The organism is Gardnerella piotii (genome assembly GCF_003397585.1).
GTDB classification, from domain to species: Bacteria; Actinomycetota; Actinomycetes; order Actinomycetales; family Bifidobacteriaceae; genus Bifidobacterium; species Bifidobacterium piotii.
This window is the reverse complement of sequence record NZ_QJUV01000001.1, coordinates 1,093,434-1,119,248: the sequence shown is the minus strand read 5'-3', so window position 1 is coordinate 1,119,248 and position 25,815 is coordinate 1,093,434. Positions and strand designations below refer to the sequence as shown.

Genomic DNA, 25,815 nt, shown 5'->3' with positions numbered 1-25,815 from the left:
TTGTAAAGGATAGGAATAATGGCAACTTTAGGTGAGATTGTTAATGTTTTAGAAGACTTATATCCTTTAAGTCTTGCTGAGTCTTGGGATAATCCAGGATTAATCGTTGGGAATCCTTCTCATAAAGTTAATAAAATTATTTGCTTATCGGATCCAACTTTAGAAGCTGTTGAAGAATCATGCAAAATGGGAGCGGATTTGATTGTTTCGCACCATCCTTTGTTTTTTAAGTCGGTTCACGAAGTTTCTGGTTTTTCTGTTCGTGGAAAAATAGTTCAAACGCTTATTGAAAATCGTTGTGGATTATGGGTTGGTCACACTAATGCGGACGCGGCTTTTAGGGGAGTGGCGCATGCTGCAGCTAATGCTTTTGGTCTTAAGGATTTGCATCCTCTTGTTCCTGCAAGCAATAATGATACTTCTTTTGGGCTTGGCAGAGTTGGAGTGCTTGAGCAAAAAATAACACTTAAAGAGTTTGCTACGCGCGTTTTTAACGCTTTACCTGCTACTAAGCTAGGCGTTCAAGTGTGCGGAGATGTTGATGCAATGGTTAGTAAAATAGCTGTTCTTCCAGGTTCTGGCGATTCCTTATTCGATGAAGTTCGCGCTTGTGGCGCAGACGTGTATGTAACAAGTGATTTAAGGCATCATCCTGCAACGGACGCGTACGAGCAAGCTATTTATGAATCGCAACTAACGCACTCTAATATTATTAAGCCTATGCTTATAAACACTCCTCATAGCGCTATTGAATCTTTGTGGTTTAAGTATGCTGTTAAAGATATTCACGATTCTATATATAAGAATTTTGGTGAATCATTAGACGTTTCTTGGATTGGTAGAGCTTTTGACCCTTGGAATTACGTGATTAACTAGCGTGATTAGCTACGCGATTAGTTAGTGTGATTAGCTACGAGATTAGTGTTTGCGAATACGAAACAAAAAAGTCTTGCTGATTTCTCAACAAGACTTTATTTTGTGTCCGGAGCGGGACTTGAACCCGCACGCCTGTACAAATAGGCACTAGCACCTCAAGCTAGCGCGTCTACCATTCCGCCACCCGGACGGGTGTTTTAGACAACAGATAGAACTATAACATTTTTTTCAACTCTTTGCTTCGGCGTGTTGCAAATTAATTGATTTTTGTAATAATTTCTTTAATTTCGCTAGCATTTTGCGCGTTAATTGGATGATTTGGGTCAAAATCCACTACTGTAACTGGAATATTTTGCACTTTTCCGCTTAAATCCACTATGGAATGTTGCGGATTTTGGCTGTTGTTATGTTGTGGATAATCCAATCTTGTAAAAGATCCTCTAGATTCATGTCTTTCTAACGATGCTTGCAAAACTGCTTTTGCAAATGTAATCAAGTTTTTCAATTCCAAAATAGCTGTTAGTTCTTGATTAAAAACAAGATTTTTAGAATGCAAAATAAGCATATTGGCTTTTGGAATAATAAGCGTATCGATTTTTTGCAAAGCTTCTTTAATGCTTTTTTCGCTGCATCTTACTGCAATAGCTGTTTCCATAATCTCTTCTAGCGCATTTAAAAGCATGTATGGATTTTGCTCATCTTTTGAATCATTCTCGCTTTGCATAAGAGCGCGTATTTTTTGGATTCGCTTTTTAGCTAATTCGTCTATTTTTTGGATTTTGTTTTGCAAATTATTTTGATTTTGAGTTTCTTCTTGATTTTGAGATTCTTCTTGATTTTGCAAGTTTTTTGCAATAGATTTTCCTGCGATTTTTCCAAATAAGCAAGCGTCAAGAAGTGAGTTTCCGCCAAGGCGATTAGCGCCATGTACTCCCGAGCACGCACATTCTCCAGCAGCGTATAATCCCTTTATGCTTTGTTTTTTCCCTCTATCTAATTTATAGACTTGGCTGTTAAGAGTGATTGGTATTCCACCCATTGTGTAGTGTGCAGTAGGCTTAATAGGCACAAGATCTTTTGAAGGATCTAAATGCGCATATTTTTCAATCGTCTCAACAACTTGCGGAAGAGCCTCTAGCATATGCTGTTTTTCTATATGAGTCATGTCTAGCCAAACGCAATCTTTTTTATCAACGTTGCTAGTTGTGTCTTCCACTCCTCGCGCTGCATCGACTTCTGCTATAATCGCCCTGCTTACAACGTCTCTTGGAGCTAAATCCGCGTGCGTATTGTCGTAGTTCTTCATAAATGCTTCGTTTTTGCAATTCCTAAGCACTCCGCCTTCTCCTCGCGCAGCTTCCGAAAGTAATATTCCAGTGTGTGCTAATCCAGTTGGGTGGAATTGTATAAACTCTATGTCTTCTAATTGCAATCCAGCGTTTAGCGCTAAAGCCATTCCGTCTCCAGTTAAATCCCAGGAGTTAGAAGTTGTTGCAAATAGTCTGCCAGCGCCTCCAGTTGCAATAAGAACATTGTTTGCGCTTATTTTTTCTACGTTTCCTGTTTTTTCGTTTAGCGCTATAACTCCTTCTACGCTGTTTGTTTCGCTATTTATTGCAATGTCTGTAACGTAAATTTCTTCGCTAATTTCAATGTTTTCTTCTAAGCATTTTTGCCACAAGCTGTATAGAATTTGGTGACCGATTCTATCTGCAGCGTACGCAGCTCTCCTAACTGGCTGTTTTCCAAAGTCAGCAGTGTGGCCTCCAAAGAATCTTTGATTAATGTGACCGTCTTTTGTTCTAGAAAAAGCAACTCCAAAGTGCTCAAGTTCAATAACTGTTTCTCTAGCTTCTTTTGCTAGCATTTTTGCTGCGTCTTGATCGCTTAGCCAGTCGCCTCCGTGAACAGTGTCGTAATAGTGCCATTGCCAGCAATCTTTTTCTACGTTTCCTAATGATGCTGCAATTCCGCCTTCGGCAGAGCCTGTATGAGATCTTAACGCTTGAAGCTTGCAAATCACTAATATTTTAGGCTGTTTTCCGTGCGTTTTTAGCGTTTGGTACTCTTTAGACTTTACTAAGCCTAATGCGGCTGAAAGTCCTGCGGCTCCAGCTCCAATAATTAAAACGTTGTAAAACGAGTTATTTATTTTTATTTGCTCGCTTTTATCTTGACTTTTTGCGTTTAATTCGCTTTGCTCAAAGTTTGATTGCATAACACTTATTTTCTCATATTTTTCGCATTTTTATTTAAGACTTTAGGACTTTTTATTTAAGACTTAAGTCTTTTTTTGATTTATGCTAAAAACGCCATTTTGACTTTTGATTAATTCATCTAGCTCAAGAATCGCAAGCTCTCCTGATATTTGCGATATTGAAAAATCGCCATTTGTTTCCATTTTTGCAATAGCTTCATGAATATTGTCTATATTTGCACATACTTTGTTGTGCTTGCATTTGTGAATCGCTTTTAATATAAGCTTTTGTAAATCATTGCAAGTGTCTGGAATACTTTCGTTATTACTTAGTGAATGTGGCAAATAATGATGTGAATTAGGGTAGATGTCTTCTATATCTCTGTGTGAGCATATCATCATAGCTTTTCCGTCATGAATAAGCATGTTGCATCCAGCATTATTTGGCAAAGTTACATCTCCAGGAACAGCATACAATTCTCGGTTTAGTTCCAATGCCCAATTTGCTGTGTTTAATGCTCCCGACCTTAATCTAGCTTGAGAAACTATGACTTTGCTGGCAAGTGCTGCAATAAGGCGGTTTCTTAGCAAGAATCTGCGTGCTTCTGGAATAGTTTCGGGGCAAAGCTCGCTTATGCATGCGCCTCCGCTTGCAAGTATTGCGTTAAAAAGTTGAGCATTGCTGCTTGGACCCATATTGTTTAGTCCTCCAGCAAAAACGACTATTGTTTTACCTACAGGACTTGCGTTTATTGCGTGGCAATCCAATGCGTCTAATGTTCCCCAATGTGCTGCAGCGTCAATTCCGTAAGCTCCGCCAGAAACAATTGTGTGCCCTTTTTTAGCGCACGATTTTGCGAAAGTAAAGCTAAGTTCGTACCCGTAGTCATTGCATCCTCTAGATCCAACGATTGCAAGTGGTTGTTTGCATTGAATAAGAGCGTTTGGGTCTCCAATTCCCCATAAGCAAAGTGGGGGAGCGACCTTGCATTTTGTTGCTAAATCTTGTAATTGTTTAGGCCAATACTTGCTTTTTGGAGATATAATCCATTGCGATCCGCTTGAGCTAAACCATTTTTTGAGTTTGTTTGCATCCCAAAAAGGTAGATCTTGCATTCTTAAACACCATTTTTTAACAGATTTATGCAATACAGCAAAATTATTTACTTCATTTTTATTGTTTTCACTTTTACCGCCCCAAATTTTAAGACCTTCCAAAAAGCATTTTTCTAAAACCTTGATTTGTGGGTGATTTTTTACAATGTTTGTAAGAACATTGTCTAAATCGTTTGTGCTTGAATCAGTATTGCATTCTTGCTGTTTATTTTCGCTAGAATCTTTTTGATAGCAATTTGTTGGAAAATCAAGCTCTAATTGTTTATTGCTTATTTTGCTTGTGTTTTTAGTGATTGATTCGCAAATAGAATATAGCGCATCTACAATGCTTGTAGCATTAACAGTTCCTATAGTAAGCGTGTACATTATTGCGTCTGCTCCATCTACGCAAAACGTTAGTATTGCTCGCGCTAAAGTATCGTCATTTATTGCATAAATATCGCTTGTTTGCGGGTTTGTTATATTTGCTGCATTGGTCATATTTACAACATTTGCGTTATTTGTACTAATCATATTCTTGTCCTTAAGCTAATTGCTTGAGCCATATCGGTTAAATCTGGGCAAGTGTGACCACAAAGGTCTGCTAAAGTCCAAGCAAGTCTAAGCGCTCTATCTGCTCCGCGTAAACTCAACTTGTGGTTTTCAAGAGACTTATTTATAAGCTCAATCGCTTTTTGAGATGTGTATTTTCTAAGCCACGTTCCAGAAGCTTGAGCGTTGCAACTCCAGCCAAGTTTCTTAAAACGATCTTGCGCAACAAGTCTTGCGTTCTTTACGTTTTCACGCATCATTGCACTAGTCAAAATTTTTTCCGACATTTGATTTGCGCCGTTTTCTAACATGGCTCTTTTAGTTATGATTTTTTCTACTGGTGGAACATCCATTTGAATATCAATCCTGTCTAAAATTGGTCCAGAAAGTCTAGAAAAATAGCGTATGCGTTCCTTCTCTTTGCAAGTGCATCGCTCTCCGTTTCCGTACGCATATCCGCATGGGCACGGGTTTGCTGCTATAACGAGTTGGAATTTAGCAGGATACAGCGTTGTTCCTTTAGATCTAGAAACAGCAATATGACCAGATTCCAATGGTTCTCTAAGTGTTTGCAAAACTCGTGGCGAAAATTCTGGAGCTTCGTCCATAAATAAAACTCCACAATGCGCGCGAGTTATGATTCCAGGCTTGGCTAAACCTGCGCCGCCTCCTATAAGAGATGCTGCAGAAGAAGTGTGATGAGGTGCTTCAAAAGGCGGAACGTCCGTTATTCCGTAGTAGGGAAGTGTTCCGCAAAGCGACCTAATAGATGCCACTTCTAGCTGCTCTCGCTCGTTAAGAGGGCACATTATGCTTGGCATTCTAGAAGCTAGCATTGTTTTTCCAGACCCAGGAGGTCCTATCATCATAACATGGTGTCCTCCAGCTGCCGCCACTTGCAAAGCCCACTTTGTGTGCTCTTGGCCTAATACTTCCGACATATCACCAATTTCGTTTAATGGTTTATCGTTATTTACAGGCTCAACGCTATCTGCGATGTTTTTGCTCGGGCATTTAATTGCGTTGCTATTAGCATTGTGCAAATCGCCAGCTTTTTCTCTTTCTTCTACTCTAATGTGGTCGTACTTGTTAATAGCATTTAGTGCGCGTTCTCTGTTCTTTTCGGCAATCAGCCTAGCTTCGTCTTCTAATTTTCCATTTAGCTCGTCTACTAAATCCAAAATATGCTTAATCCCAATTGCTTCAATCCCATTTACTAGCTTTGCTTCTTCAAGATTTCCGTATGGAATAATCATTTTTGTAATATTTTTTTGCTTAGCGTATAGTGCGATTGGCAGCATTCCTTGAATTGGTAAAACGGATCCGTCTAAATTAAGCTCGCCTAAAATAATAGTGTTTTCTAGCTCGCTAAGTGGAATAATTCCTCTGGCGCTTAGTATGCTTGCTGCGATTGCAAGGTCGTAAGATGCTCCACTTTTTGGCATAGAAGCAGGAGAAAGATTTACTGTTAGCCTTGTGTCTGGCCAGTCGCATCGCAAAGACATATATGCCGATTTAACTCGTTCTCTTGCTTCGCTTAAAGAAGTATCGGGAAGGCCAATAATTGAGAATCCAGGCAGTCCGCTAGATATAAATGCTTGCAACTGTATTGTAAAGGCCTTTAACCCAAGTAGTCCTACAGATAATGCGTTGCCAATAATCATTAGAATGCTCCTAAAATGTGGTGTATTTGAATGTTTTTGTTTTTGGAAATAAGGATTGATACAACGTCGAATCGTATTCTTCTATGCTTAAACATTTTGTGATTTTCTAGCCAATTGAATGCAGCTTTATGCGTTTTTATGCGTTTTTCTTCTGTTACTGCTTCTAAAGGGGTACCAAATCTTATGCTTCGTCGTGTTTTTACTTCAATAAATACGATTATTCCTTCTGTGTTCATCATTACAACATCAAGCTCTCCAAAACGACTATGCCAATTTCTATCTAGCAAAATCCAATTTTTAAGCATTAGTTTTAGTGACGTGTATTCTTCGCCAAGGCTGCCTATTGTTTTATTTGGTATTGAAAAGTCGCATAGTTGTTCTTCGACTTTTGCTACGCAGCTTAGCAGCTCTTCTTGTTGTATATTTTCTTGTTGTATATCTTCTTGCGATATATCTAATATCATGTTTTGCTCGTTTATCATGATGCAATTTCATCAAGCTCAAAATCTTTTTTCTAGCTTTTTAGAGCAATGTGGTTAAAGGCTATACTTCGGCGTGTTGCCTTTAATCTAGGGAAAAATCATACTGTTTAATAAAGGATTTTTTTATTTTCTAAAAAAGCTTGCATTATGCAAAAGTTTAATCTTTTTTAAGAATCGCCTTATGTATTGATGAAAACTATATAAATATATGCAATACTTGAATTATGCAAATTAGACCAGGTTCTATGTATCCGCTTGGAGCTACCTACGATGGCGCGGGCGTAAACTTCGCATTGTTTTCCGAAGTAGCAAAGCATGTTGAGTTGTGCTTGTTTGATGAGCAAGACAACGAAACGCGCATCGATATGACTGAGCAGAATTCTTACGTTTGGCATACTTACATATCTGGAATACAGCCAGGCCAAAGATACGGCTATAGAGTTCACGGTCCGTATGATCCAAATCATGGATTGTGGTGTAATCCAAACAAGCTGCTTTTAGATCCATATGCTAAAGCGATTGAGGGAAATATTGACGGCGACGAGAGCCTGTTTTCTTATTGGTTTGCAAATCCAGATGATTTAGCAGCAATGAACACTTTGGATTCTGCAGATCACACTATGAAAGCTGCTGTTATAAACCCATATTTTGATTGGGGGAACGACCAGCACCCAATGATTCCGTATCACGATAGCGTGATTTACGAAGCTCATGTTAGAGGAATGACGAATCTAAATCGTAATGTTCCTCCCGAAATACGCGGAACGTATGCTGGATTAGCTCATCCAAGCGTAATATCTTACTTAAAAAAGCTTGGAATTACTGCCATTGAGCTTATGCCTATTCATCAATTTGTAAACGATTCTTTCTTGCAGAATAAAGGCTTAAGCAACTATTGGGGATATAACACGATTGGCTTCTTTGCTCCTCAAAACTCGTATTCAAGCTCTGGTCAGCGCGGCGAGCAAGTAAACGAGTTTAAGGCAATGGTTAAGGCATATCATGCCGCAGGAATGGAAGTTATTCTAGACGTTGTTTACAATCACACTGCAGAAGGAAACGATAGAGGTCCAACATTAAGCTTTAGGGGAATCGACAATCGTGCTTACTATCGCTTAGTAGACAACGATCAGCGTCATTATTTTGACACTACTGGCACAGGAAACTCGCTTCTTATGCGATCTCCTAAAGCCTTGCGATTAATCACAGATAGCTTGCGATATTGGGTAACCGAAATGCACGTAGACGGATTTAGATTCGACTTAGCTGCAACGCTTGCTCGTCAATTCCAAGAAGTAGATAAGCTTTCTGCATTCTTCGACATTATTGAGCAAGACCCTATTATCTCTAGCGTAAAGCTTATTGCAGAGCCTTGGGATATTGGCGTTGGCGGATACCAAGTTGGCGGATTCCCTCCAAGCTGGTCCGAGTGGAATGGCCGCTACCGCGATTGCGTACGCGATTTTTGGCGCTCGCAGCCTTCGACTTTGCCTGAGTTTGCAAGCCGACTTATGGGAAGCTCCGATTTATATGAGCAAAATGGTCGTAAGCCTGTAGCTTCCGTAAACTTTATTACTGCTCACGATGGTTTTACTATGAACGATTTGGTGAGCTATAACGAAAAGCATAATGAAGCAAATAAGGAAGGCAATAACGACGGTGCTAACGACAATCGTTCGTGGAATTGCGGAGTAGAAGGCCCTACAAATATTCACGATGTTAACGAACTTCGTCAGCGCCAAATGCGAAATCTTTTCTCCACTTTGCTAATGAGCCAGGGCATTCCTATGATTTGCGCTGGAGACGAGATTATGCGTACTCAAAATGGAAACAACAACGCATATTGCCAAGATAATGCTATTTCTTGGATTAATTGGGATTTTGATTCCACTCAAAAAGATATGTTTGACTTTGTTTCTAAGCTTATTCATTTAAGACTAGATCACCCTGTTTTGCATAGGCGTAGGTTCTTTATTGGTCGTATGCCTTCGGATGATGCTTCAGAGATTCCGCAAGTAGAGTGGTTTGATCACACGGGTTCCGTAATGGATATGGAAGCTTGGAGTAATACTCATGCGCTTTCGGTGATGATTTATTTGAATGGTTCAGATATTCCAGAAACCGATTGGTACGGAAGCAGAATGGTCGATAACGACTTTATTCTTATTTTCAACGCGCATTACGAGCCTATAACTTTCACTTTGCCAGATAAGCGTTATGGCGAAAAGTGGACTCTTGTTGTAGACACTCATAATCCAAAAGGTCCGCAATTGCATTACGAATCTGGTTTTAATATTGTTGCTCAATCTAGAAGCTTCCTTCTTCTTATGAGTGAGAAGCAAGAATAATAAGCAAGAAATAAGCAAATTAATTAATTGTGACCTACGATTTTGCTGATTTTAGCTGGTTGTAGGTCACATTTTTAATATCTTGATTTAATACTTTGATTTAATGCATTATTTAATACATTGTTTAATTCATTATTTAAGATTTGACTTAAGACCTTAAACGGTCGCTTTGCATAGCTGCGACTTGTCTTGAAAACACTATTATCCACCCTAAAAATAGTAAACAAGACAAAGCTTCTACATTTGTTAAAGTGTTATTACCGTGAACCCATTGATTTCCAACCCAGGCAGTAAGAATAACAGCTAAATCCGAAGCAACGTAGAATGTTTTAGAAAGCCTAGGAGCAAGCCATGGAAGGCATATAAGCATTGTGCAAATAAGACCAGTAACACCTCTAGCACATAAATCGTGTATAACTGGGTGAGGAGTGTAGCGGAACGTTCCAATTCCAATAAACGCTATTCCTCCAAGAATTAGCAAAGCTGCCATAATGGTTGTTCGAGTCTTAAAATGCTTTGTAGCGTTATTGCCCTTATTTTGCAAGATTTCGTGCTGTGTTGCAACAAACTCGGTTATAGCAAAGTAGCTTGTAATAATAATGCATATTCCAGCTAGAATTAGCGTTGCATTAAACATGCTTGCTGCAAACGTTGTTCTGTCTCCTAGTTGAGAGAAGTTATTGTTGTACCAATACGGGTCGTCGGAAGTTAATCCAGCAGTTGCAGCTCCAGAAATCACAAATAGTGGAAGAAGCGAAGCAACGGTTTTTGCTTCTAAAAGTTCTGCCTGTACAAGAGTTGAATATCCAACAATTCCGCTTAATGCGCAACAAAGAACAGGAAGATAAGTGTTTACGGCACTTCTTCCAATAATGCTGTTGATTATAGAAAGAAGAGCAAAAGACATAAGTAGCATTGTTGCGCCATAAATCGTAGAAAGAGCGATTATTTCAAAAGCGTGTTTTGCAATTTGCAACCAATTCTTTTTAAGTATTCCTTTGTGTGTTCTTAAATATCCGACTACAAAAGTGCACATGCTGCAAGCGGCCACCACTCCAGATGCCATTGTAAACAAGCGTTGTGTAACTTGCCATATTGCGGGCATTGTGTTTATGTATATAGACATTACAATCATGCCAAATAATGCGCACGCTAGAAAAGCGATTAATCCCGCTGCCTCCGCACGTTGAAAACGCCCCATATTAACCTCTAAAATCCGTTTCCTATTTTTCAATGCTTGTTCTATTCTATCGCGCGTGTTGCAAATTTGCGTTTGTCTGCAATGTGCGCTATTGTATTTGATTGTGCTTGGAGCTGGTAATCAGCTAGAAAGCATCGGGGTGTAGCGCAGTTTGGTAGCGCGCCTGCTTTGGGAGCAGGATGTCGCAGGTTCGAATCCTGTCACCCCGACTTTTTTATATCTGCTTGTTTTTTGAACATCTACTATACAAAAAAGCACTCTATGTGTATTCTTGTATAGGTGAGTTTTTGATGCATTATTTGCATTACATTCTTACACTGTGATTATAAATATTTTGACTCGGGAGCCGTTTTGGCTGAGAGGAAGCGAAAGCTTCGACCGATTGAACGTGTGCTAAGTAATGTTAGCAACGGATGTCGCTCTTTTCCCGTGCCCAAATCTTTCAATATTGAAGAAAGGCACTTATTATGACTAATGTTTCAATGGAACATTCTAATCGCTGGCGTATTCTTGATATCGTCATAGCTGCTATTATCGCTGTTGCATCTGGCGTATTATTCTGGGCTTGGGATATTGTGTGCGCAGCTCCTACTAATCTTTTTGCAAGTTTGTTGCCTGGTGCTGAAGGCTTATCTAATGGTTTTTGGCTTTTTGCTGGACCTTTAGCTGCAATAATCGTGCGTAAGCCTGGTGCTGCATTGTTTGCCGAAACTCTTGCTGCCTTTGTGGAACTTATGTTAGGAAATCAGTGGGGTGTTGGTGGATCGTTAATCGTCGGTATTATTCAAGGCGTTGGCGCTGAACTTGCATTCATTTTCTTTATGTACAAAACATGGAATTTGCTTTCCACTGCAATATCTGGATCGTTAGCAGGCGTAGCTTGCTTTATCTACAATTGGGTTAGCGGAGGTCAAGGCTGGAGTGCGCAATATATTGTTGCAAATCTCATTACTTCTATTATTTCTGGTCTTATTGTTGCAGGCGTTGTAGTGTGGTTTGTTCAAAAGGCATTAGCTGCAACGGGTGTGCTTGATCGTTTTGAATCAGGCCGTCCTCAAGCATTAGTGTGAGTTATATCTAAGTACTAATTGCAACTTGTAAACTATCGTGTTTAATGCGCAAAATGCAAAAACACGGTAGTTTACTCGTATGATGCTTATATTTCGTATTTGTTTTACTTTATATTTTTTGAAATTGTGTTATGCAATTTTTATATTTTAGATTTTGCTATGCAATGAAAATTTTGCTATGCAATGAAAGTTTGTTTGTATGCAATTTGTGAATAAGACTGAATGGACTCCAGCGAGCGTAGTTGCTAAAGACTGGGGTTGGAGACACGCTACTCGCAAAGATTTTGTGTTGAGGAATGTAAATATTGATATTAAGCCTGGTGAGCATGTGTTGCTTTTAGGCGCTTCTGGCGCTGGGAAAAGCACATTTATGGCTGGTTTAGCAGGTGTTTTAGGTGACGAAACAGAAGGTATGGAAGAAGGTAGCCTTCTAGTCGGTGGTGTTCATGCTAGAGATGCTCGCGGAAAAGTTGGACTTGTTATGCAAGACCCAGATTCTCAAATCATTCTTGAAAGAGTAGGCGACGATGTAGCTTTTGGAAGTGAGAATCTTGGAGTTAACAGCGAAGAGACTTGGAATCGCGTAAAGCTTTCAATAAAAGCTGTTGGCTTAGACAATATTACTCAAGGAAGTCAGGGTCTTAGACGCTCAACACAATCTTTATCGGGAGGTCAAAGGCAACGTCTTGCTTTAGCAGGAGTGCTTGCAATGCATCCTGGATTGCTTCTTTTAGATGAGCCTACAGCTAATCTAGATCCTAAAGGTGTTCAGCAAGTTCATGATGCTGTAGCGAATATTCTTAAAAAAACAGGCTCTACAATGATTGTAGTTGAACATCATATTGACGTGTGGCTGGATTTGATTGATAGAGTTATTGTTATTGGAAAAGATGAAAATAATAATGATTCAAATGTAGGATGCGTTATTGCAGACGGTAAGCCTGAGGATGTTTTTGAAAAGTATGGCGATATGCTTGCAAAAGGTGGTGCTTGGGTTCCAGGAAGAACAGTTAAATCTTTTGCTCCTAAACATTGCTATGACGAGATCAAAGACGAAATAAAAGACGAGATCAAAGATACGGAAGAATCTGTTGCGCTCTATACGAATGATTGCTCTTTTGGAAGAACTCTGACACTATCGGAACATGTTAATGTAGCTTTTCGTTTTGGCGAAGTAACGGCTTTAATGGGACCTAATGGTGCTGGTAAAACCACATTAGCGTTAACGCTTGCAGGCTTATTAAAGCCGATTGCTGGCAGCGTGTGCATGATGGAAAAGTATGTGCCAAAACGACGTAAAAATGATCTTTTTACTTGGAAAAGTCAAGAATTACTAGGGCGAGTTGGCATGGTGTTTCAGGAGCCAGAACATCAATTCATAACATCGTCTGTAAGAGACGAAGTTGCTGTAGGGCCTAAAAAGCAAGGAAAAAGCGAAAAGGAATCTTACGATATTGCCGATAGCATGCTTGAACGTATGGATTTGAAGCGTTTTGCTCTTGCTAATCCTTATACATTATCTGGAGGAGAAAAACGTAGACTTTCTGTAGCTACGCTTTTAGCTGCTGCTCCACGCGTTGTTATTATGGATGAGCCTACTTTTGGACAAGATTTTAAAACTTGGACAGCAATGGTGAAACTTATTGCGCAAATACGCGATAGTGGCTCAGCGGTGATTGTTGTTACTCACGATGATGAGCTTGTAAAGTCTTTAGATGCCAGAGTAATAAGAGTTGAGTCACGAAAAATCGCAGGATCCGCTCATAACTATAGTGAAGGGAATGAGTAGAAGTGAATAAAACTAGTAGTGTAGAAGAATCGTCTAGAATCCAAGTTAAAGACTTTGAAAATTTATTAAAAGTTTCGCATATTGATGTAACTGCATCTTCTAAACGTTTAGAAAGTGAACGACTAGTTTCGCCTTCTTGGTTTATTCGTAGGCTCAATCCAATAAGCCGTTTTATTGGAGCGCTGCTACTTTGCTTACCTATGTTTGTTACATTAGATATTGTTTCAGCTTCTATTGCATTCGGTTTAGATATACTGTTATTTGCAATTGCTGGAGTAACTCCTTGGTATGTTTTAAGCCATACTTGGCCAGTTTGGATTGCTGCTTCGGGTAGTTTTATATCGGTTCTTTTATATGGTCAAAGTTCTGGAGATGATATATTTAAGTTTGGCTGGATGCATATAAGCCAAGGATCATTGTATTTGGCAATTTGTACGTTTGTTCGTGTTGCATCTGTAGCAGTTCCAGGCGTTATATTAGCCATTGGATTAGATCCAACTGATTTAGCAGACGGATTAGTGCAGATTTTGCATTTTTCTCCACGATTTGTGTACGGAGCATTAGCTGGATTGAGAATGTTTAGTCTATTGCAAAATGATTGGCGTGCTTTTGGTTTAGCTCGAAGGTCTCGTGGTATATCGGATGGTAAAGCGTTGCAGCGTATGCTTTCGCAATCTTTTGGTTTGCTCGTGTTATCTATTCGCAGAGGCACTAAACTTGCTACAGCTATGGAAGCTAGGGCTTTTGGAAGTAATATTAAACGTGTTCCAGCACGAAAATCGAAGTTAACAGCATACGATTGGATATTTTATGCAATTTGCATTGCTGTTCCTACTATTGCTTTATATGCTTCAATACAAACAGGATATTGGCATAATGCGTTTATTCATATGTAAAGCATTGTGAAAATTACAATGCGTACATATTTATAGATAGTATTCATAATATGAGCGGAATAATGAATCCTTATAATCATGATGATGTTTGGCAAGCTCCATCATGCAATACTCCTTTGAATGCAACAGTGAATATTCCTGGAAGCAAATCATTATCTAATCGATACTTGATTTTGGCAGCTCTTGGTAAAAAGCCAGTTGTTCTAAAGGGATTGCTGAGATCAAGAGATACGGAACTTATGATTAACGCGCTAAGCGTATTTGGAGTTAAATGCGATTCGCTAAGCCGCGACGGCACAGCAGTTTGTGTTATTCCGCCCAAAAATGGCGTTTTTAGCGTAGATGATAATGCGGTTGTTAATTGTGGCTTGGCTGGAACAGTTATGCGTTTTGTAACAGCTTTAGCGCTGTTTGCAAATAATTGTGTGAAATTTGATGGAGATGAGCAAGCGTATGCTCGTCCAATGAAGCCTGTTCTAGATGGATTGGAACAGCTAGGCGCAAAAATCGTATATCACGGAAAAGTCGGATTCTTACCATTTAGCGTTATTCCGCCCAAAAATCTTGAATCATATGGTGTAAATAGTGCGCAAAATTCTTGCAATAATCGCGTTATTCGCATTGACTCTTCTTCATCGTCTCAATTTATATCTGCGCTTCTGCTAATTGCATCTCGAATTCCAGGAGGATTACAAATCGAGCATATTGGAAGCAAATTGCCTAGTATGCCTCATATTCAAATGACAATGGAAGATGTGCGCAAAGCTGGCGGAGTAGTAGATATGCCAGAAAGCGGAGTATGGCGTATTAAAGAGCATGATTTGACTTTGCCAGATGAAGTTGTTGTAGAGCCAGATCTTTCTAATGCAGCGCCTTTTATTGGAGCAGCGTTGATTGCTGGCGGATGCGTTAAAATCCCTAATTGGCCGCTTAAAACAACTCAGCCTGGGGGATTGTTGCCTGGGATTCTAGAGCAAATGGGCGCAGAAATTGTTTTTGAGCATTCGGCTGCGGATTCTTCAACATTGTGCGTAACTGGTAGTGGCAAAATTCACGCAATTAAGTCGCTTGATTTGGCTGCTGCTGGCGAGGTTGCGCCGAGTATTGCTGCGATTCTTGCGCTTGCAGATGGTGTAAGCGAGTTGCACGGTATTGCGCATTTAAGAGGCCACGAAACGAATCGCTTGAGTGCAATAGTTACGGAACTAAATCGCGTTGGAATAGGCGCTGATGAGCTAGATGATGGAATTCGTATTATTCCTAGCAAAAATATGCATGGGGAAGTGATGGAGACTTATGCGGATCACAGAATGGCAACTTTTGCATCAATGTTAGGTCTTCGTATATCTAATATAAGAGTAAAAAATATTGCCACTACGCGCAAAACGATCCCTGATTTTCCTGGTATGTGGAATAAGATGCTCGAATAGTGAGCTTAAATAGTGAGCCTAAATAGTTAGCTTAAATAACAAATAATCCCGAGTTTTTTTAACCCGGGATTATTTATGTGTTACGTTTTTACGTTACGTTGTTTTACACTACGATTTAGCGCTCAAACTTGTTGCCGTAAGAATCGACTCCAGCTTCTGCGATTTGTGCAGACTTTCGAGCGATTGCCAACTCTTCGTTAGTTGGGATTACAGCAATAATCACAGAGCTATCTGGAGTGGAAATAATGCGTGGCTCCTTAGAACGAACCAAGTTCTTCTCTTTATCGAGCTTAACACCGAATGGAGCAAGCTTTTCGCATACGCGAGCGCGAACAATCTCGTCGTTTTCGCCAACGCCAGCGGTGAATGTGATTACGTCCACGCCGCCCATTTGAGCCGTGTAGTTGCCAATGTAGCCAACAATGCGGTGAACGTACACGCCAAGAGCAAGCTTAGCGTCTTCGTCGCCCTCTGCGATGAGCTTATGAATATCGCGCAAATCGCCGTGGCCAGTCATGCCCATCATGCCAGAACGCTTGTTAAAGAGTGTATCAAGCTCGTCTACGTTCATGTGAGCGTTGCGAATAAGGTGGAACACTACTGCTGGGTCAATATCTCCAGTGCGGCCGCCCATCATCAAACCTTCGAGAGGCGTTAAGCCCATAGAAGTTTCAACTGGCTTGCCAGAAATCTGAGCAGAAGCAGAAGCGCCATTACCAATGTGCAAAACAATCTGCTTCAAGCCTTCTGCAGGCTTTCCAACAACGCTTGGAACTACAGAGCCAATGTACTCGTGGGAAGTGCCGTGAGCGCCATAGCGACGAATGTGGTACTGGTTTGCAATATCTTTGTTCAATGCGTAAGTCGCAGCAACCTGTGGCAAATCGTGGAAGAACGAAGAGTCAAACACCATAATCTGTGGAACATCTGGCAAAAGTTCAGTCATAACTTCAGCGCCAACAGCTTCTGGGCCGTTGTGAAGTGGAGCCAAAACAGCCAAATCCTTCACCTTATTAATGGTCTTTTTGTTAACTAATGCAGGCTTAGGGAATGTTAAGCCACCCTGAACAACGCGGTGTCCAACAGCTACGATTCCAGACTTGGAAAGATTTGGACCATATTCCTCGAAGAAGCCGAGTACGCGCTTTAAGCCTTGCTCGTGATCGTGCACTGGCTCGTCAAACTCATGCTTTTCGCCATTGAATACGTGCTTGTAGTGTCCGTCAACTGGCTCGCCAATTTTTTCTACAATACCAGATGCAATGCCTTCGCCGCTTTCCAAATCGACGAGCTGGTACTTAATAGAACTAGAACCAGAATTGATAACAAGAACGGTTTTTGCCATGAGGGCATCCTCCATAAAGTGTTGATAAGGCTAGTAAATTGCCATGTTTAAGTTTACATGCAAGTTCCTACAATGAGTGCTTTTGTATTTACTTATTATTACATTTGCAAATCATTGTAAGAACTTGCAATTATTAAATTATTGCTTGCGATTATTAGAACTGCGCTTCCAATGCTGTAAGAGCAACAGTGTTGATAATATCTTGAACCAATGCTCCTCTAGACAAGTCGTTAACAGGCTTGTTTAAGCCTTGCAGGATTGGTCCAACAGCTAAAGCGCCGCTGGAGCGCTGAACGGCCTTGTATCCAATGTTTCCAGCGCATAAGTCTGGGAACACAAACACATTTACGTGGCCCGCTACATCATTGCCTTTAGCTTTGGACGCAGCAACAGTTTCCGACCATGCAGCGTCAAATTGAATAGATCCAACAACCTTTAAGTCTGGGTCGCTTTCTTTTACAATCTTTGTTGCTTCTTCTACAAGATCAACGTCTGGGCCTTTTCCAGATCCAAGAGTGGAGTAAGATAGCATTCCAACTTTAGGATCTAAGCCAAAAGCTTTAGCAGTTTGTGCGGATTGAAGAGCAATATCTGCAAGCTGTTGTGCGTCTGGATTAAGGTTGATTGCGCAATCTGCAAACACGGCTACATGATCCTTAAAGCACATAATGAATGCGCCAGAAACAAGCTTAGATCCAGGCTTAGTTTTAATAACTTGAAGAGCAGGGCGAACGGTATTTGCAGTTGAGTTAACAGAGCCAGAAACAAGTCCGTCTGCTAATCCAAGTACCACTAGCATTGTGCCAAAGTAGCTTGCGTCTTTAAGCTGTTCTCTAGCTTGATCTTCTGTCATGCCCTTCTTTGCACGCAATTCGCAAAGCTTGCTAATCATTTTGCCAAGAATCTCTTCGTCGCTCATAGATTGGAAGCTTGCTTTGTTAAGAGACTTTAATCCAAGCTCTTGTGCTCTTGCAAGAATAGATTCGCGTTCTCCAACAATAATGAGGTTTACAATGTCTCTCTCTAGCAAGTAATCAGCTGCTTTTAGAATGCGATCTTCTTCGCCTTCTGGAAGTACTATTGTTTTCTTATTTGCTTTAGCTTTTCCAAGCAAGCTGTATTGGAAGGCATATGGGGTAGTAGGAGCGGCAAATGGCTGCTGCAAAGCGTTGATGATTTCTTCATCTGCAACATAATCGTTGAATTTATCTGATTCTGATTCGCTTATAGAAGGCAAAGTCCAAAGTGGAGTGCCATTATTGCTTTGAGCATAGTCTTCTTTTAGTTCTTTTGCTAAGTCTTCTTTGCAATCAGTTACAAATACGCCAAATACTTTTGTGTATTCTTTGCTAACGCTTGCGCATTGCGCTTCGATTGTTTGCAAGATTTGCTTGCTATCTCTGCCTTCTGCGCAAACGCTTAAGAACACTGGGGAAGCTAAGTCTGCTGCAACAGATGCGTCGAATCTAAATAAGTCTGGGTCAAATACGGAAGTGGAATCGCTTGCTACAATAACGCATCCTTGAGCGTTTGTTGCGCTAATCAGCTCGTTGTAGCTAGCTACAATGTCTCCTCTTAGTGTGTCTTTGTTTTTACGAACTGCGCATGGGCATGCTGCGATTACTTGTTCCAGCGTTGGTTTTGTGTTGCTTGCGGCTATCAATTCGCTTGTAAACGCGTCATCATGTTTTGCAGATGGTCTAAAAACAGTTGTTGAATAATGATTAGAGAGAGCTTTTGTAACTCCTAGTGCTACAACATTGCGACTTTGTGCGCAATCTGCGCTAATAATAGTTACGTTAACTAACGACACGACTTTTCTCCTTTGATGCGTCTGTGTTTATTCTATTTTGCTTTGCATTTTTATTTTGCTTTGCATTTTCGTTTTTACTATTCTTCGTATTTCAACGTTGAAAATTGCATATCGAACGAAGAATCCTTAGCTATTTTAAGGCTATTTGCAAAACAACAAGCGGAAATTTTGATTTTTTATGTGTTTTATTATTAATTTTTTTGTGCGACTAATTTTTTTAGGGAGCCAACCTTTCGATTGACTCCCTAAAAATCAGCTAAGCAATTTTAGCGTTGATAGCTTAAAACTACTCGTTATCGCCAGCAGTTGCAGCGGTAGCGGTAACCGCGCCTGGCTTGTCGGTCTTAACGCCTGGCCATACCCAATCGGTGTAGTCTGGGTGATCAAGACCCTTGTCGACTGCATACTGGAAGGCTTCGAGGCGGAAGTCCTCGAGCTTCTTGATTTCGTCGGCATACTTAGCGGCGTCAACCATGCGCAACGCTTCAGCGGTAAGCTCGTAACGATCCATGTCGTTCACGCGAACCATATCGTATGGCGTGGTGGTGGAGCCCTGCTCCTTGTAGCCATGAACGTTGAAGTTGTCGTGGTTTGGACGATCGTAAATCAAGCCGCGAACGTCATGTGCATAGGAGTGATAAGCGAAGAGGACTGGCTTATCGGCAGTGAAGAGATCAGTGAACTCTTCGTCAGTCAAAGCTTCGTTGTTTTCCTTAGCAGACTGCAACTTGAGCAAGTCAACAACGTTAACAACCTTGAACTTAACGCCAAGCTTGTTCAACTTGTCGGCAGCGGCCATCAATTCCTGCTGTGGAACATCGCCAACACCAGCAAGAACAACCTGAACTTCGTCATTGTTCTTAGCGTTGGAAGCCCACTTCCACTCAGCAGCACCCTTCTCGAGCTCTTCACGAGCTTCGTCGAGAGTCAACCAAGTAGCAGCTGGCTGCTTGCCAGCGAAGATGGCGTTAATCATGTTGGTGGACTTGTAAGCCTTTTCAGCAACAGCAAGCAACATGTTGGAATCCACTGGGAAGTAGATGCCGATTACGTGATCGTTGTTGAAGGTCTTGTTCAAGAGCACGGAGGTTACGCCTGGATCCTGGTGCGAGAAGCCGTTGTGATCCTGACGCCATACGTGAGAGGATACAAGCAAGTTCACAGAGGAGATTGGCTTACGCCATGGGATCTCGCGAACGGTAGCCTCAAGCCACTTTGCGTGCTGGTTCAACATGGAGTCGATAACGTGTACAAAGGACTCGTAAGAGCTCCAAATGCCGTGACGACCAGTGAGCAAGTAGCCCTCGAGGAAGCCTTCCATCTGGTGCTCGGAAAGCTGCTCGGTAACCTGGCCAGTAACAGCCATGTGCTCGTCGACTAAGCCAGAAAGGTAGCCTGCGTCCCACTGCTTGTTGGTTACTTCGTAAGCAGCCTGCAAACGGTTGGAAGCGGTCTCATCTGGGCCGAAGATACGGAAGGAATCTGGGTTGTTCTTAATGATGTCGCGAGTGTAAACACCAAGACGACGGGTAGCTTCGAGCTGACCCCAGCCGTGACCGAATTCCTTAACTTCCTTGACTTCGTAATCTTCAAGATTTGGAAGCTTAAGATCTTCACGAATACGACCACCGTTGGCGTTTGGATTTTCGCCAATACGGAGTTCGCCCTTTGGCATGAAGGAAAGAACGTCTTCCTTAACAGCACCCTTTTCGTCGAAGAGCTCTTCAGGCTTGTAGGACTTCATCCAGTTCTTCAAAACCTCGAAGTGAGCTTCGGTATCGCGAGCGGAAGCCAGTGGAACCTGGTGTGCACGCCAAGAACCTTCGGTCTTCTTGCCGTCGATGAACTTCGGGCAAGTCCAACCCTTTGGAGTGCGGAAGATAATCATTGGGTAGTAAGGGCGAGTTACGTCGTTAGTTTGAGCCTCGGCCTTAATATCGCAAATCTCATCGAAGATGGTTTCAAACATATCGGCAAAACGACGGTGAATGGAAAGATGATCCTCATCATCGAAGCCAGCAACGAACTCGTATGGCTCGTAGCCCATGCCGTGGAAGAACTCGTGAAGCTCTTCGTCGGAAATACGGGAAAGAATGGTTGGGTTAGCAATCTTGTAGCCGTTCAAGTGCAAGATTGGAAGCACGATACCATCGGTACGTGGGTTCACGAGCTTGTTGGACTGCCAACCAGTAGCCAAAGGACCAGTTTCAGCTTCGCCATCGCCAACGATTGCTGGAACGAACAAGCTTGGGTTGTTCATAACAGCGCCGTAAGCGTGGGAGAGAGCGTAACCAAGCTCGCCACCTTCGTGGATGGAGCCTGGGGTCTCTGGAGCAAAGTGAGAAGGAATGCCGCCTGGGTAAGAGAACTGGCGGAAGAACTTCTGCAAACCAGCTTCGTCCTTGGTAATCTTTGGATAGTACTCAGTGTAGGTACCGTCAAGATAAGACTGAGCAGTACCAGCTGGGCCGCCGTGGCCTGGACCCATGATAATCACTGTGTTCTGCTGGTGATCAGCAATAAAGCGGTTGATGTGTCCAATAAGGAAGTTAAGGCCTGGAGTTGTACCCCAGTGGCCGACTAGACGATGCTTAACATCTTCGCGAGTGAATGGCTCCTTCATTAGAGGATTGCTGCGAAGATAAATCTGACCGATAGCGAGGTAATTAGCAACGCGCCAATACTTGTCTACGCCTTCGATGGCCGCCTCGGAAACTGGAGCGTTAAGCTTCTTCCAAGGGGTGCCAATAACAGGACTCGTCATGTGTACTCCTGTACTCAAGCACTTTTCAGTGCGATTTTAATCATTACCATTTGGTTATAGAGGCCAAAAAACAAATGTATTCGCCTCTTTTTCCATCTTTTTCAGTATAGTAACAGCTTTTGACTTTTGTGCGTTTGATTACTCACTACGTGCGATTTTGTTGAAAAAATGTGTTAAAGTGTTAACAAAAATCACCTTAAAAGTATCAATTATGTTATGTTTGATGTTCACTTTCTTGTTATGTAAAGGTTGTTTATTTTTACAATTTTTATAATTTGTTAAGTTACGGCGTTTCGCACAACGCAACGTCTAAAAGCGCCATTAGTATAAATTGAATCACCTATAAATGTGTTTCTTATATATAAGGAGAATCATGGCAAACGGTCCGGTACTTGTAGTTGACTTCGGTGCCCAATATGCCCAGCTAATCGCTAGAAGAGTGAGGGAAGCAAACGTTTATTCGGAGCTTGTTCCACACTCTATGCCAGTAGAGGAGATGCTGGCAAAAGATCCAAAAGCCATAATTCTTTCTGGCGGCCCTGCCTCCGTTTATGAGCCAGGAGCGCCAAAAATTGACACAAAGATTTTTGAAGCGGGCGTTCCAGTGCTTGGAATTTGCTACGGATTCCAAGTTATGGCTCACGAGCTTGGTGGCGTTGTAGACAAAGCAGCATTGGGTGAGTACGGAAAAACGCATGCAACTATTGATGAAGCAGAAGGATTGCTGGCAAATTCGCCATTAGAGCAAAACACTTGGATGAGTCACGGAGTGGCAGTTAAGAGCGCGCCAGAAGGATTTGAGGTGCTTGCTCACACTCAAGGCGCTCCAGTTGCAGCTATGCAAGACAAAAGTCGCAAGCTTTACGGAGTGCAATGGCATCCAGAAGTCAAGCATACGCCTTTAGGTCAAAAGCTTATTTCCACATTTTTGCACGAGTGCGCAGGATTGGAAAATGATTGGAATCCTTCTAATATTATTGAAGATCAAGTTGCAAAGATTCGCGCAGAAGTTGGAGACGCGCAGGTTATTTGCGGACTTTCTGGAGGAGTCGATTCCGCTGTTGCAGCAGCCCTGGTGCATAAAGCAATCGGAGATCAGCTTACTTGCGTTTTTGTAGACCATGGTCTTCTTCGTAAAGGCGAAGTCGAGCAAGTTAAGCATGATTTTGTTGAGGCAACTGGAATCAAGCTTATTGCAGTAGATGCAGAAGATGACTTTTTAGATGCGCTTAAAGGAGTTAGTGAGCCAGAGCGCAAGCGCAAGATTATTGGCGAAAAGTTTATTCGCACATTTGAAAAAGCACAACGTCAAGTTATTGAAGAAGCTGGAAAATCTGGAGCAGAAGTTAAGTTCCTTGTACAAGGCACGCTTTACCCAGATGTTGTTGAGTCTGGCGGCGGAGACGGTGCTGCAAACATTAAGTCGCATCACAATGTTGGAGGCTTGCCAAAGGACTTAAAGTTTAAGCTTATTGAGCCTTTGCGCACTTTGTTTAAGGATGAAGTTCGCGCAATTGGTACCGAGCTTGGGCTTCCAGACGCTATTGTGTGGCGTCAGCCGTTCCCAGGGCCAGGATTGGGAATCCGCATTGTTGGAGAGATTACTCGCGAGCGTTTAGCTGTGCTTAGAGAAGCAGATGCAATTGCGCGCGAAGAGCTTTCGGCAGCTGGATTAGATCGCGATATTTGGCAATGCCCAGTTGTTCTTTTGGCAGATGTTCACTCTGTTGGAGTTCAAGGAGACGAGCGAACATACGGTTCTCCAATCGTGCTTCGACCAGTAAGTTCGGAAGACGCTATGACTGCTGATTGGTCGCGAGTTCCTTACGATGTATTGGCAAAGATTTCTACTCGAATCACAAACGAATGCCGTCAGATTAATCGCGTTGTGTTAGACGTTACATCTAAACCACCTGCCACAATCGAGTGGGAATAGATGAGCCTAATATAGTCCTAATATAGTCCTATATATAAGGAGTGAAGTAAGAACAAAGCAAAGCCGCAATTCTTGCAGAAAGGAACAACGATGATCCACGGCATAGAAGTATTTACGAGCTTCAATAAAAAGGCGCTTGTAAAGTTAAAGTTTGTGTTGGCAAGAGTTGCGGCTATAACATCTTGTGCTGCTATGATTTTGGCTGGAGCAGTAGTCGCAAGCATCCCAGCGATTGCAAATGAGAGCGCAAAATCATCTCAAAAAACTACACAAAAAGGCGTAATCGTAACAGCATTCCAACAAAATTGGAAAAGTATAGCAAAGGAATGCAAAAAAACGTACGGCCCAGAGGGCGTAAAATACGTACAAGTATCGCCTCCGCAAGATCATATTAAGGGCGATCAATGGTGGACAAGTTATCAACCTGTAAGCTATAAGTTGAATTCAAAACTGGGCACAGAAGACGAGTTTAAAAAGATGATTACAACTTGCAAAGCTTCGGGTGTTGGAATTATTGCAGATGCGGTAATAAACCATACAACTGGTTTTTCAAACAAAGACACACTTGGCGTTGGCGGAAGCAAGTATGATGCTGCAAATCAGTCGTTCCCAGATGCTGGATATACAAAAGACGATTTTCACAAGTCAACAGAAGATATAAACACGTATCGAAAAGCAGAAATCGTTTGGACGCATCGACTTGTTGGACTGTTGGATTTAGACACTTCTAATCCTCATGTGCAAAAAACTTTGGGAGAGTACTTTGCGCATATGCTAAAGCTTGGAGTGGCTGGGTTTAGAGTTGATGCAGCAAAACACATGTCTCCGCAAGATGTAAAGGCTATAAAAGCTGCGGCTGCGGATGCTGCTGGAACAACGCCAGATAAGATTTGGTGGATGCAAGAAACAATAGGGTTCCCAGAGCAAGACCCTAGAATTCAGCCAGACCAGTATCTGCAAACTGGTGAAGTGAACGAATTTGAGTACTCCTATAGGCTTAGAAACTATTTTTATGGGTCTATTGAGAATCTTAAACATATTACAGATAAGCTGATTCCAAGCAAAAAAGCTGCGATTTTTGTTACAAATTGGGATACTGAGCGAGACAATGCAAGCAGAGTTTTGACGTATAAAGATGGCAAAAAATATGAGCTTGCAAACGCGTTTATGTTGGCGTATCCGTACGGAACTCCAAATGTGTTTTCGGGTTATGAGTTTACAAAACGAGACGAGGGAGCGCCTGGATCTACGCAAACTTCGATTCCTGATGTGAGTTGTGCGAAGGATTCTAAGTGGCAATGCACGCAAAGGTTAACTTCGATTCGCGGAATGATTGGATTCTACAACGCTGTTAGAGGCACTAAGGTTACTAATTGGCAAGATGACGACGATAATAACGTTGCATTTAGCAGAGGAAACAAGGGTTTTCTTGCGATTAACAATACGGAAAAGCCGCAAAAAGTGAGCTATAAGACTGACTTGCCAGATGGCGAATATTGCAATGTTTATGAGTCTAAAGATTGCACTAAAACTGTGAGCGTTAGTGGTGGCAAAGTGGAGACCACTATTAATGCGGAATCTGCTGTTGCTCTTCATGCTAATGCTGTAAAAAGCCTTGGAAACGCTAGAGCTAGAAACGTTACAATATTTATTTGCGTGTGTGTTGCGGGAATTTGTACGTTTGTTGTTACTAGAAGATTTGTTGAAAAATCGAAGAAGCTTGCCAAAGGCAATAGTGATGGTGTTAAAACAGGTGAGACTGAAGGTAAGTGATTTATTGGCTAGTCTTTGGATGAGCTTTATCTGAGTCTGGAATAAATCTTTAGGTGAGCTTTAGCTGAGTCTGGAATAAATCAATATTCTAAAACAGGTTGACTCTGTTAAAACGTTTATTTATAATGATTATTCTGGCTTTATGCCAGTATCTAATTGATAGTTTGATAAATCAAAAGGGGTCGATCGGTTTCGACGGTGATCTGTTCGCCGCGGGGAAGCGTGCCGAGAATGCGAAAGTCCACTCGTAAACGTCCTTTCGCAAAAGAATAAGTGCTAAATCTAATCGCACTGAGTTCGCTCTTGCTGCCTGAGCTTCGCGCCAGGATTAACCAGCGAGCAGCTGCTCCGTTTACCCACTCACGTCTTCGGAGTGGTGCTAAACGTCATTAGAAGACTTGCTTGAATTGCCGAGCTGCAGGGTAGTTCAGGGACTTTTACTGTAGATATGCTCGCCATGAATTGTCTGCGATAACATGGGGGCAGAAAAACTGCCGAATGGCCAGCAGACTACGCACGTAGAAGACCGAGGGTACGGTTTCCGGACCGGGGTTCAATTCCCCGCGACTCCACAAACGCAATAA

15 protein-coding genes, 2 tRNA genes, 1 other RNA gene and 2 pseudogenes are annotated in these 25,815 nt (G+C 41.8%); 10 read left to right on the top strand and 10 right to left on the bottom strand.

Annotation, left to right across the window (positions count from 1 at the left end):
- The first annotated feature begins 18 nt into the window (after nt 1–18).
- A complete protein-coding gene (locus D0T20_RS04885) occupies nt 19–876 on the top strand; it encodes a Nif3-like dinuclear metal center hexameric protein (RefSeq protein ID WP_116438555.1) in 858 nt (285 codons plus the stop codon).
- A 103-nt stretch (nt 877–979) separates the two neighbouring features.
- Here the strand turns inward: D0T20_RS04885 and D0T20_RS04880 are convergent.
- The 6 genes and pseudogenes from D0T20_RS04880 to D0T20_RS04860 all read right to left on the bottom strand — a co-directional run bounded on the left by D0T20_RS04880 (nt 980) and on the right by D0T20_RS04860 (nt 6,866).
- Nucleotides 980–1,066, bottom strand: a tRNA-Leu gene (locus tag D0T20_RS04880).
- Nucleotides 1,067–1,132: 66 nt separating this feature from the next.
- Nucleotides 1,133–3,094 carry an FAD-binding protein gene (locus D0T20_RS04875; RefSeq protein WP_116438554.1) on the bottom strand — a complete coding sequence of 654 codons (1,962 nt, stop codon included), beginning with the start codon at nt 3,092–3,094 and terminating at the stop codon, nt 1,133–1,135.
- Between the two features lie 63 nt (nt 3,095–3,157).
- Nucleotides 3,158–4,702: a DNA-processing protein DprA gene (locus D0T20_RS04870; RefSeq protein WP_116438553.1), complete on the bottom strand. Its 1,545-nt coding sequence runs from the start codon at nt 4,700–4,702 to the stop codon at nt 3,158–3,160.
- A pseudogene (locus D0T20_RS06540) lies at nt 4,699–4,977 on the bottom strand (magnesium chelatase subunit ChlI family protein); the annotation flags it as partial. The pseudogene D0T20_RS06540 and the gene D0T20_RS04870, both read right to left, overlap by 4 nt.
- A 68-nt stretch (nt 4,978–5,045) precedes the next feature.
- A pseudogene (locus D0T20_RS04865) lies at nt 5,046–6,384 on the bottom strand (YifB family Mg chelatase-like AAA ATPase); the annotation flags it as partial.
- Complete coding sequence (locus D0T20_RS04860) at nt 6,384–6,866, bottom strand: YraN family protein (protein WP_162862688.1); 483 nt, start codon at nt 6,864–6,866, stop codon at nt 6,384–6,386. The pseudogene D0T20_RS04865 and the gene D0T20_RS04860, both read right to left, overlap by 1 nt.
- Before the next feature lie 224 nt (nt 6,867–7,090).
- On the opposite strand from D0T20_RS04860, the gene glgX reads away from it, so the two are divergent.
- Nucleotides 7,091–9,214 (top strand): glycogen debranching protein GlgX, encoded by a 2,124-nt coding sequence (glgX, locus tag D0T20_RS04855; protein ID WP_016786800.1) that lies wholly within the window; start codon nt 7,091–7,093, stop codon nt 9,212–9,214.
- Nucleotides 9,215–9,362: 148 nt separating this feature from the next.
- Here glgX and D0T20_RS04850 read toward each other — a convergent pair whose 3' ends face one another.
- Complete coding sequence (locus tag D0T20_RS04850) at nt 9,363–10,415, bottom strand: ABC transporter permease (protein WP_116438551.1); 1,053 nt, start codon at nt 10,413–10,415, stop codon at nt 9,363–9,365.
- A gap of 135 nt (nt 10,416–10,550) precedes the next feature.
- Here D0T20_RS04850 and D0T20_RS04845 point away from each other — a divergent pair.
- From D0T20_RS04845 to aroA, 5 genes are all read left to right on the top strand, one after another.
- Nucleotides 10,551–10,624: transfer RNA gene (locus tag D0T20_RS04845), tRNA-Pro, on the top strand.
- Nucleotides 10,625–10,882: 258 nt separating this feature from the next.
- Nucleotides 10,883–11,485 carry an ECF transporter S component gene (locus D0T20_RS04840; protein ID WP_016635674.1) on the top strand — a complete coding sequence of 201 codons (603 nt, stop codon included), beginning with the start codon at nt 10,883–10,885 and terminating at the stop codon, nt 11,483–11,485.
- Between the two features lie 199 nt (nt 11,486–11,684).
- Nucleotides 11,685–13,274, top strand: a complete 1,590-nt coding sequence (locus D0T20_RS04835) for an ABC transporter ATP-binding protein (RefSeq protein ID WP_116438550.1) — start codon at nt 11,685–11,687, stop codon at nt 13,272–13,274.
- A 2-nt stretch (nt 13,275–13,276) separates the two neighbouring features.
- Nucleotides 13,277–14,170, top strand: coding sequence for an energy-coupling factor transporter transmembrane component T family protein (locus D0T20_RS04830; protein WP_116438549.1), 894 nt, complete (start codon nt 13,277–13,279; stop codon nt 14,168–14,170).
- Between the two features lie 50 nt (nt 14,171–14,220).
- Nucleotides 14,221–15,600, top strand: a complete 1,380-nt coding sequence (gene aroA, locus D0T20_RS04825; RefSeq protein ID WP_116438548.1) for a 3-phosphoshikimate 1-carboxyvinyltransferase — start codon at nt 14,221–14,223, stop codon at nt 15,598–15,600.
- Nucleotides 15,601–15,715: 115 nt separating this feature from the next.
- Here the strand turns inward: aroA and D0T20_RS04820 are convergent, their stop codons facing one another.
- The 3 genes from D0T20_RS04820 to D0T20_RS04805 form a co-directional block, all read right to left on the bottom strand.
- Nucleotides 15,716–16,945: an acetate/propionate family kinase gene (locus tag D0T20_RS04820; protein ID WP_004574964.1), complete on the bottom strand. Its 1,230-nt coding sequence runs from the start codon at nt 16,943–16,945 to the stop codon at nt 15,716–15,718.
- A 154-nt stretch (nt 16,946–17,099) separates the two neighbouring features.
- The gene (gene pta, locus D0T20_RS04815) at nt 17,100–18,758 is read right to left on the bottom strand and encodes a phosphate acetyltransferase (RefSeq protein ID WP_116438547.1); all 1,659 of its coding nucleotides are present in this window, start codon (nt 18,756–18,758) and stop codon (nt 17,100–17,102) included.
- 286 nt (nt 18,759–19,044) lie between these two features.
- Nucleotides 19,045–21,522: a phosphoketolase gene (locus tag D0T20_RS04805; protein WP_116438546.1), complete on the bottom strand. Its 2,478-nt coding sequence runs from the start codon at nt 21,520–21,522 to the stop codon at nt 19,045–19,047.
- A 373-nt stretch (nt 21,523–21,895) separates the two neighbouring features.
- On the opposite strand from D0T20_RS04805, the gene guaA reads away from it, so the two are divergent.
- From guaA to ssrA, 3 genes are all read left to right on the top strand, one after another.
- Nucleotides 21,896–23,458 carry a glutamine-hydrolyzing GMP synthase gene (gene guaA / locus D0T20_RS04795; RefSeq protein ID WP_115793852.1) on the top strand — a complete coding sequence of 521 codons (1,563 nt, stop codon included), beginning with the start codon at nt 21,896–21,898 and terminating at the stop codon, nt 23,456–23,458.
- 90 nt (nt 23,459–23,548) lie between these two features.
- Nucleotides 23,549–25,231: an alpha-amylase gene (locus D0T20_RS04790; protein WP_116438545.1), complete on the top strand. Its 1,683-nt coding sequence runs from the start codon at nt 23,549–23,551 to the stop codon at nt 25,229–25,231.
- Nucleotides 25,232–25,409: 178 nt separating this feature from the next.
- Nucleotides 25,410–25,806, top strand: a transfer-messenger RNA (tmRNA) gene (gene ssrA, locus D0T20_RS04785).
- Nucleotides 25,807–25,815: the final 9 nt, after the last annotated feature.

Bases quoted from the DNA above. Each gene is read 5' to 3' on its own strand.
- D0T20_RS04820 (WP_004574964.1), bottom strand. From the start codon at position 16,945: ATGGCAAAAACCGTTCTTGTTATCAATTCTGGTTCTAGTTCTATTAAG.
- D0T20_RS04860 (WP_162862688.1), bottom strand. From the start codon at position 6,866: ATGATAAACGAGCAAAACATGATATTAGATATATCGCAAGAAGATATA.
- D0T20_RS04870 (WP_116438553.1), bottom strand. From the start codon at position 4,702: ATGATTAGTACAAATAACGCAAATGTTGTAAATATGACCAATGCAGCA.
- D0T20_RS04875 (WP_116438554.1), bottom strand. From the start codon at position 3,094: ATGCAATCAAACTTTGAGCAAAGCGAATTAAACGCAAAAAGTCAAGAT.
- D0T20_RS04840 (WP_016635674.1), top strand. From the start codon at position 10,883: ATGACTAATGTTTCAATGGAACATTCTAATCGCTGGCGTATTCTTGAT.
- D0T20_RS04850 (WP_116438551.1), bottom strand. From the start codon at position 10,415: ATGGGGCGTTTTCAACGTGCGGAGGCAGCGGGATTAATCGCTTTTCTA.
- guaA (WP_115793852.1), top strand. From the start codon at position 21,896: ATGGCAAACGGTCCGGTACTTGTAGTTGACTTCGGTGCCCAATATGCC.
- D0T20_RS04885 (WP_116438555.1), top strand. From the start codon at position 19: ATGGCAACTTTAGGTGAGATTGTTAATGTTTTAGAAGACTTATATCCT.
- D0T20_RS04835 (WP_116438550.1), top strand. From the start codon at position 11,685: ATGCAATTTGTGAATAAGACTGAATGGACTCCAGCGAGCGTAGTTGCT.
- D0T20_RS04805 (WP_116438546.1), bottom strand. From the start codon at position 21,522: ATGACGAGTCCTGTTATTGGCACCCCTTGGAAGAAGCTTAACGCTCCA.
- D0T20_RS04790 (WP_116438545.1), top strand. From the start codon at position 23,549: ATGATCCACGGCATAGAAGTATTTACGAGCTTCAATAAAAAGGCGCTT.
- glgX (WP_016786800.1), top strand. From the start codon at position 7,091: ATGCAAATTAGACCAGGTTCTATGTATCCGCTTGGAGCTACCTACGAT.
- aroA (WP_116438548.1), top strand. From the start codon at position 14,221: ATGAGCGGAATAATGAATCCTTATAATCATGATGATGTTTGGCAAGCT.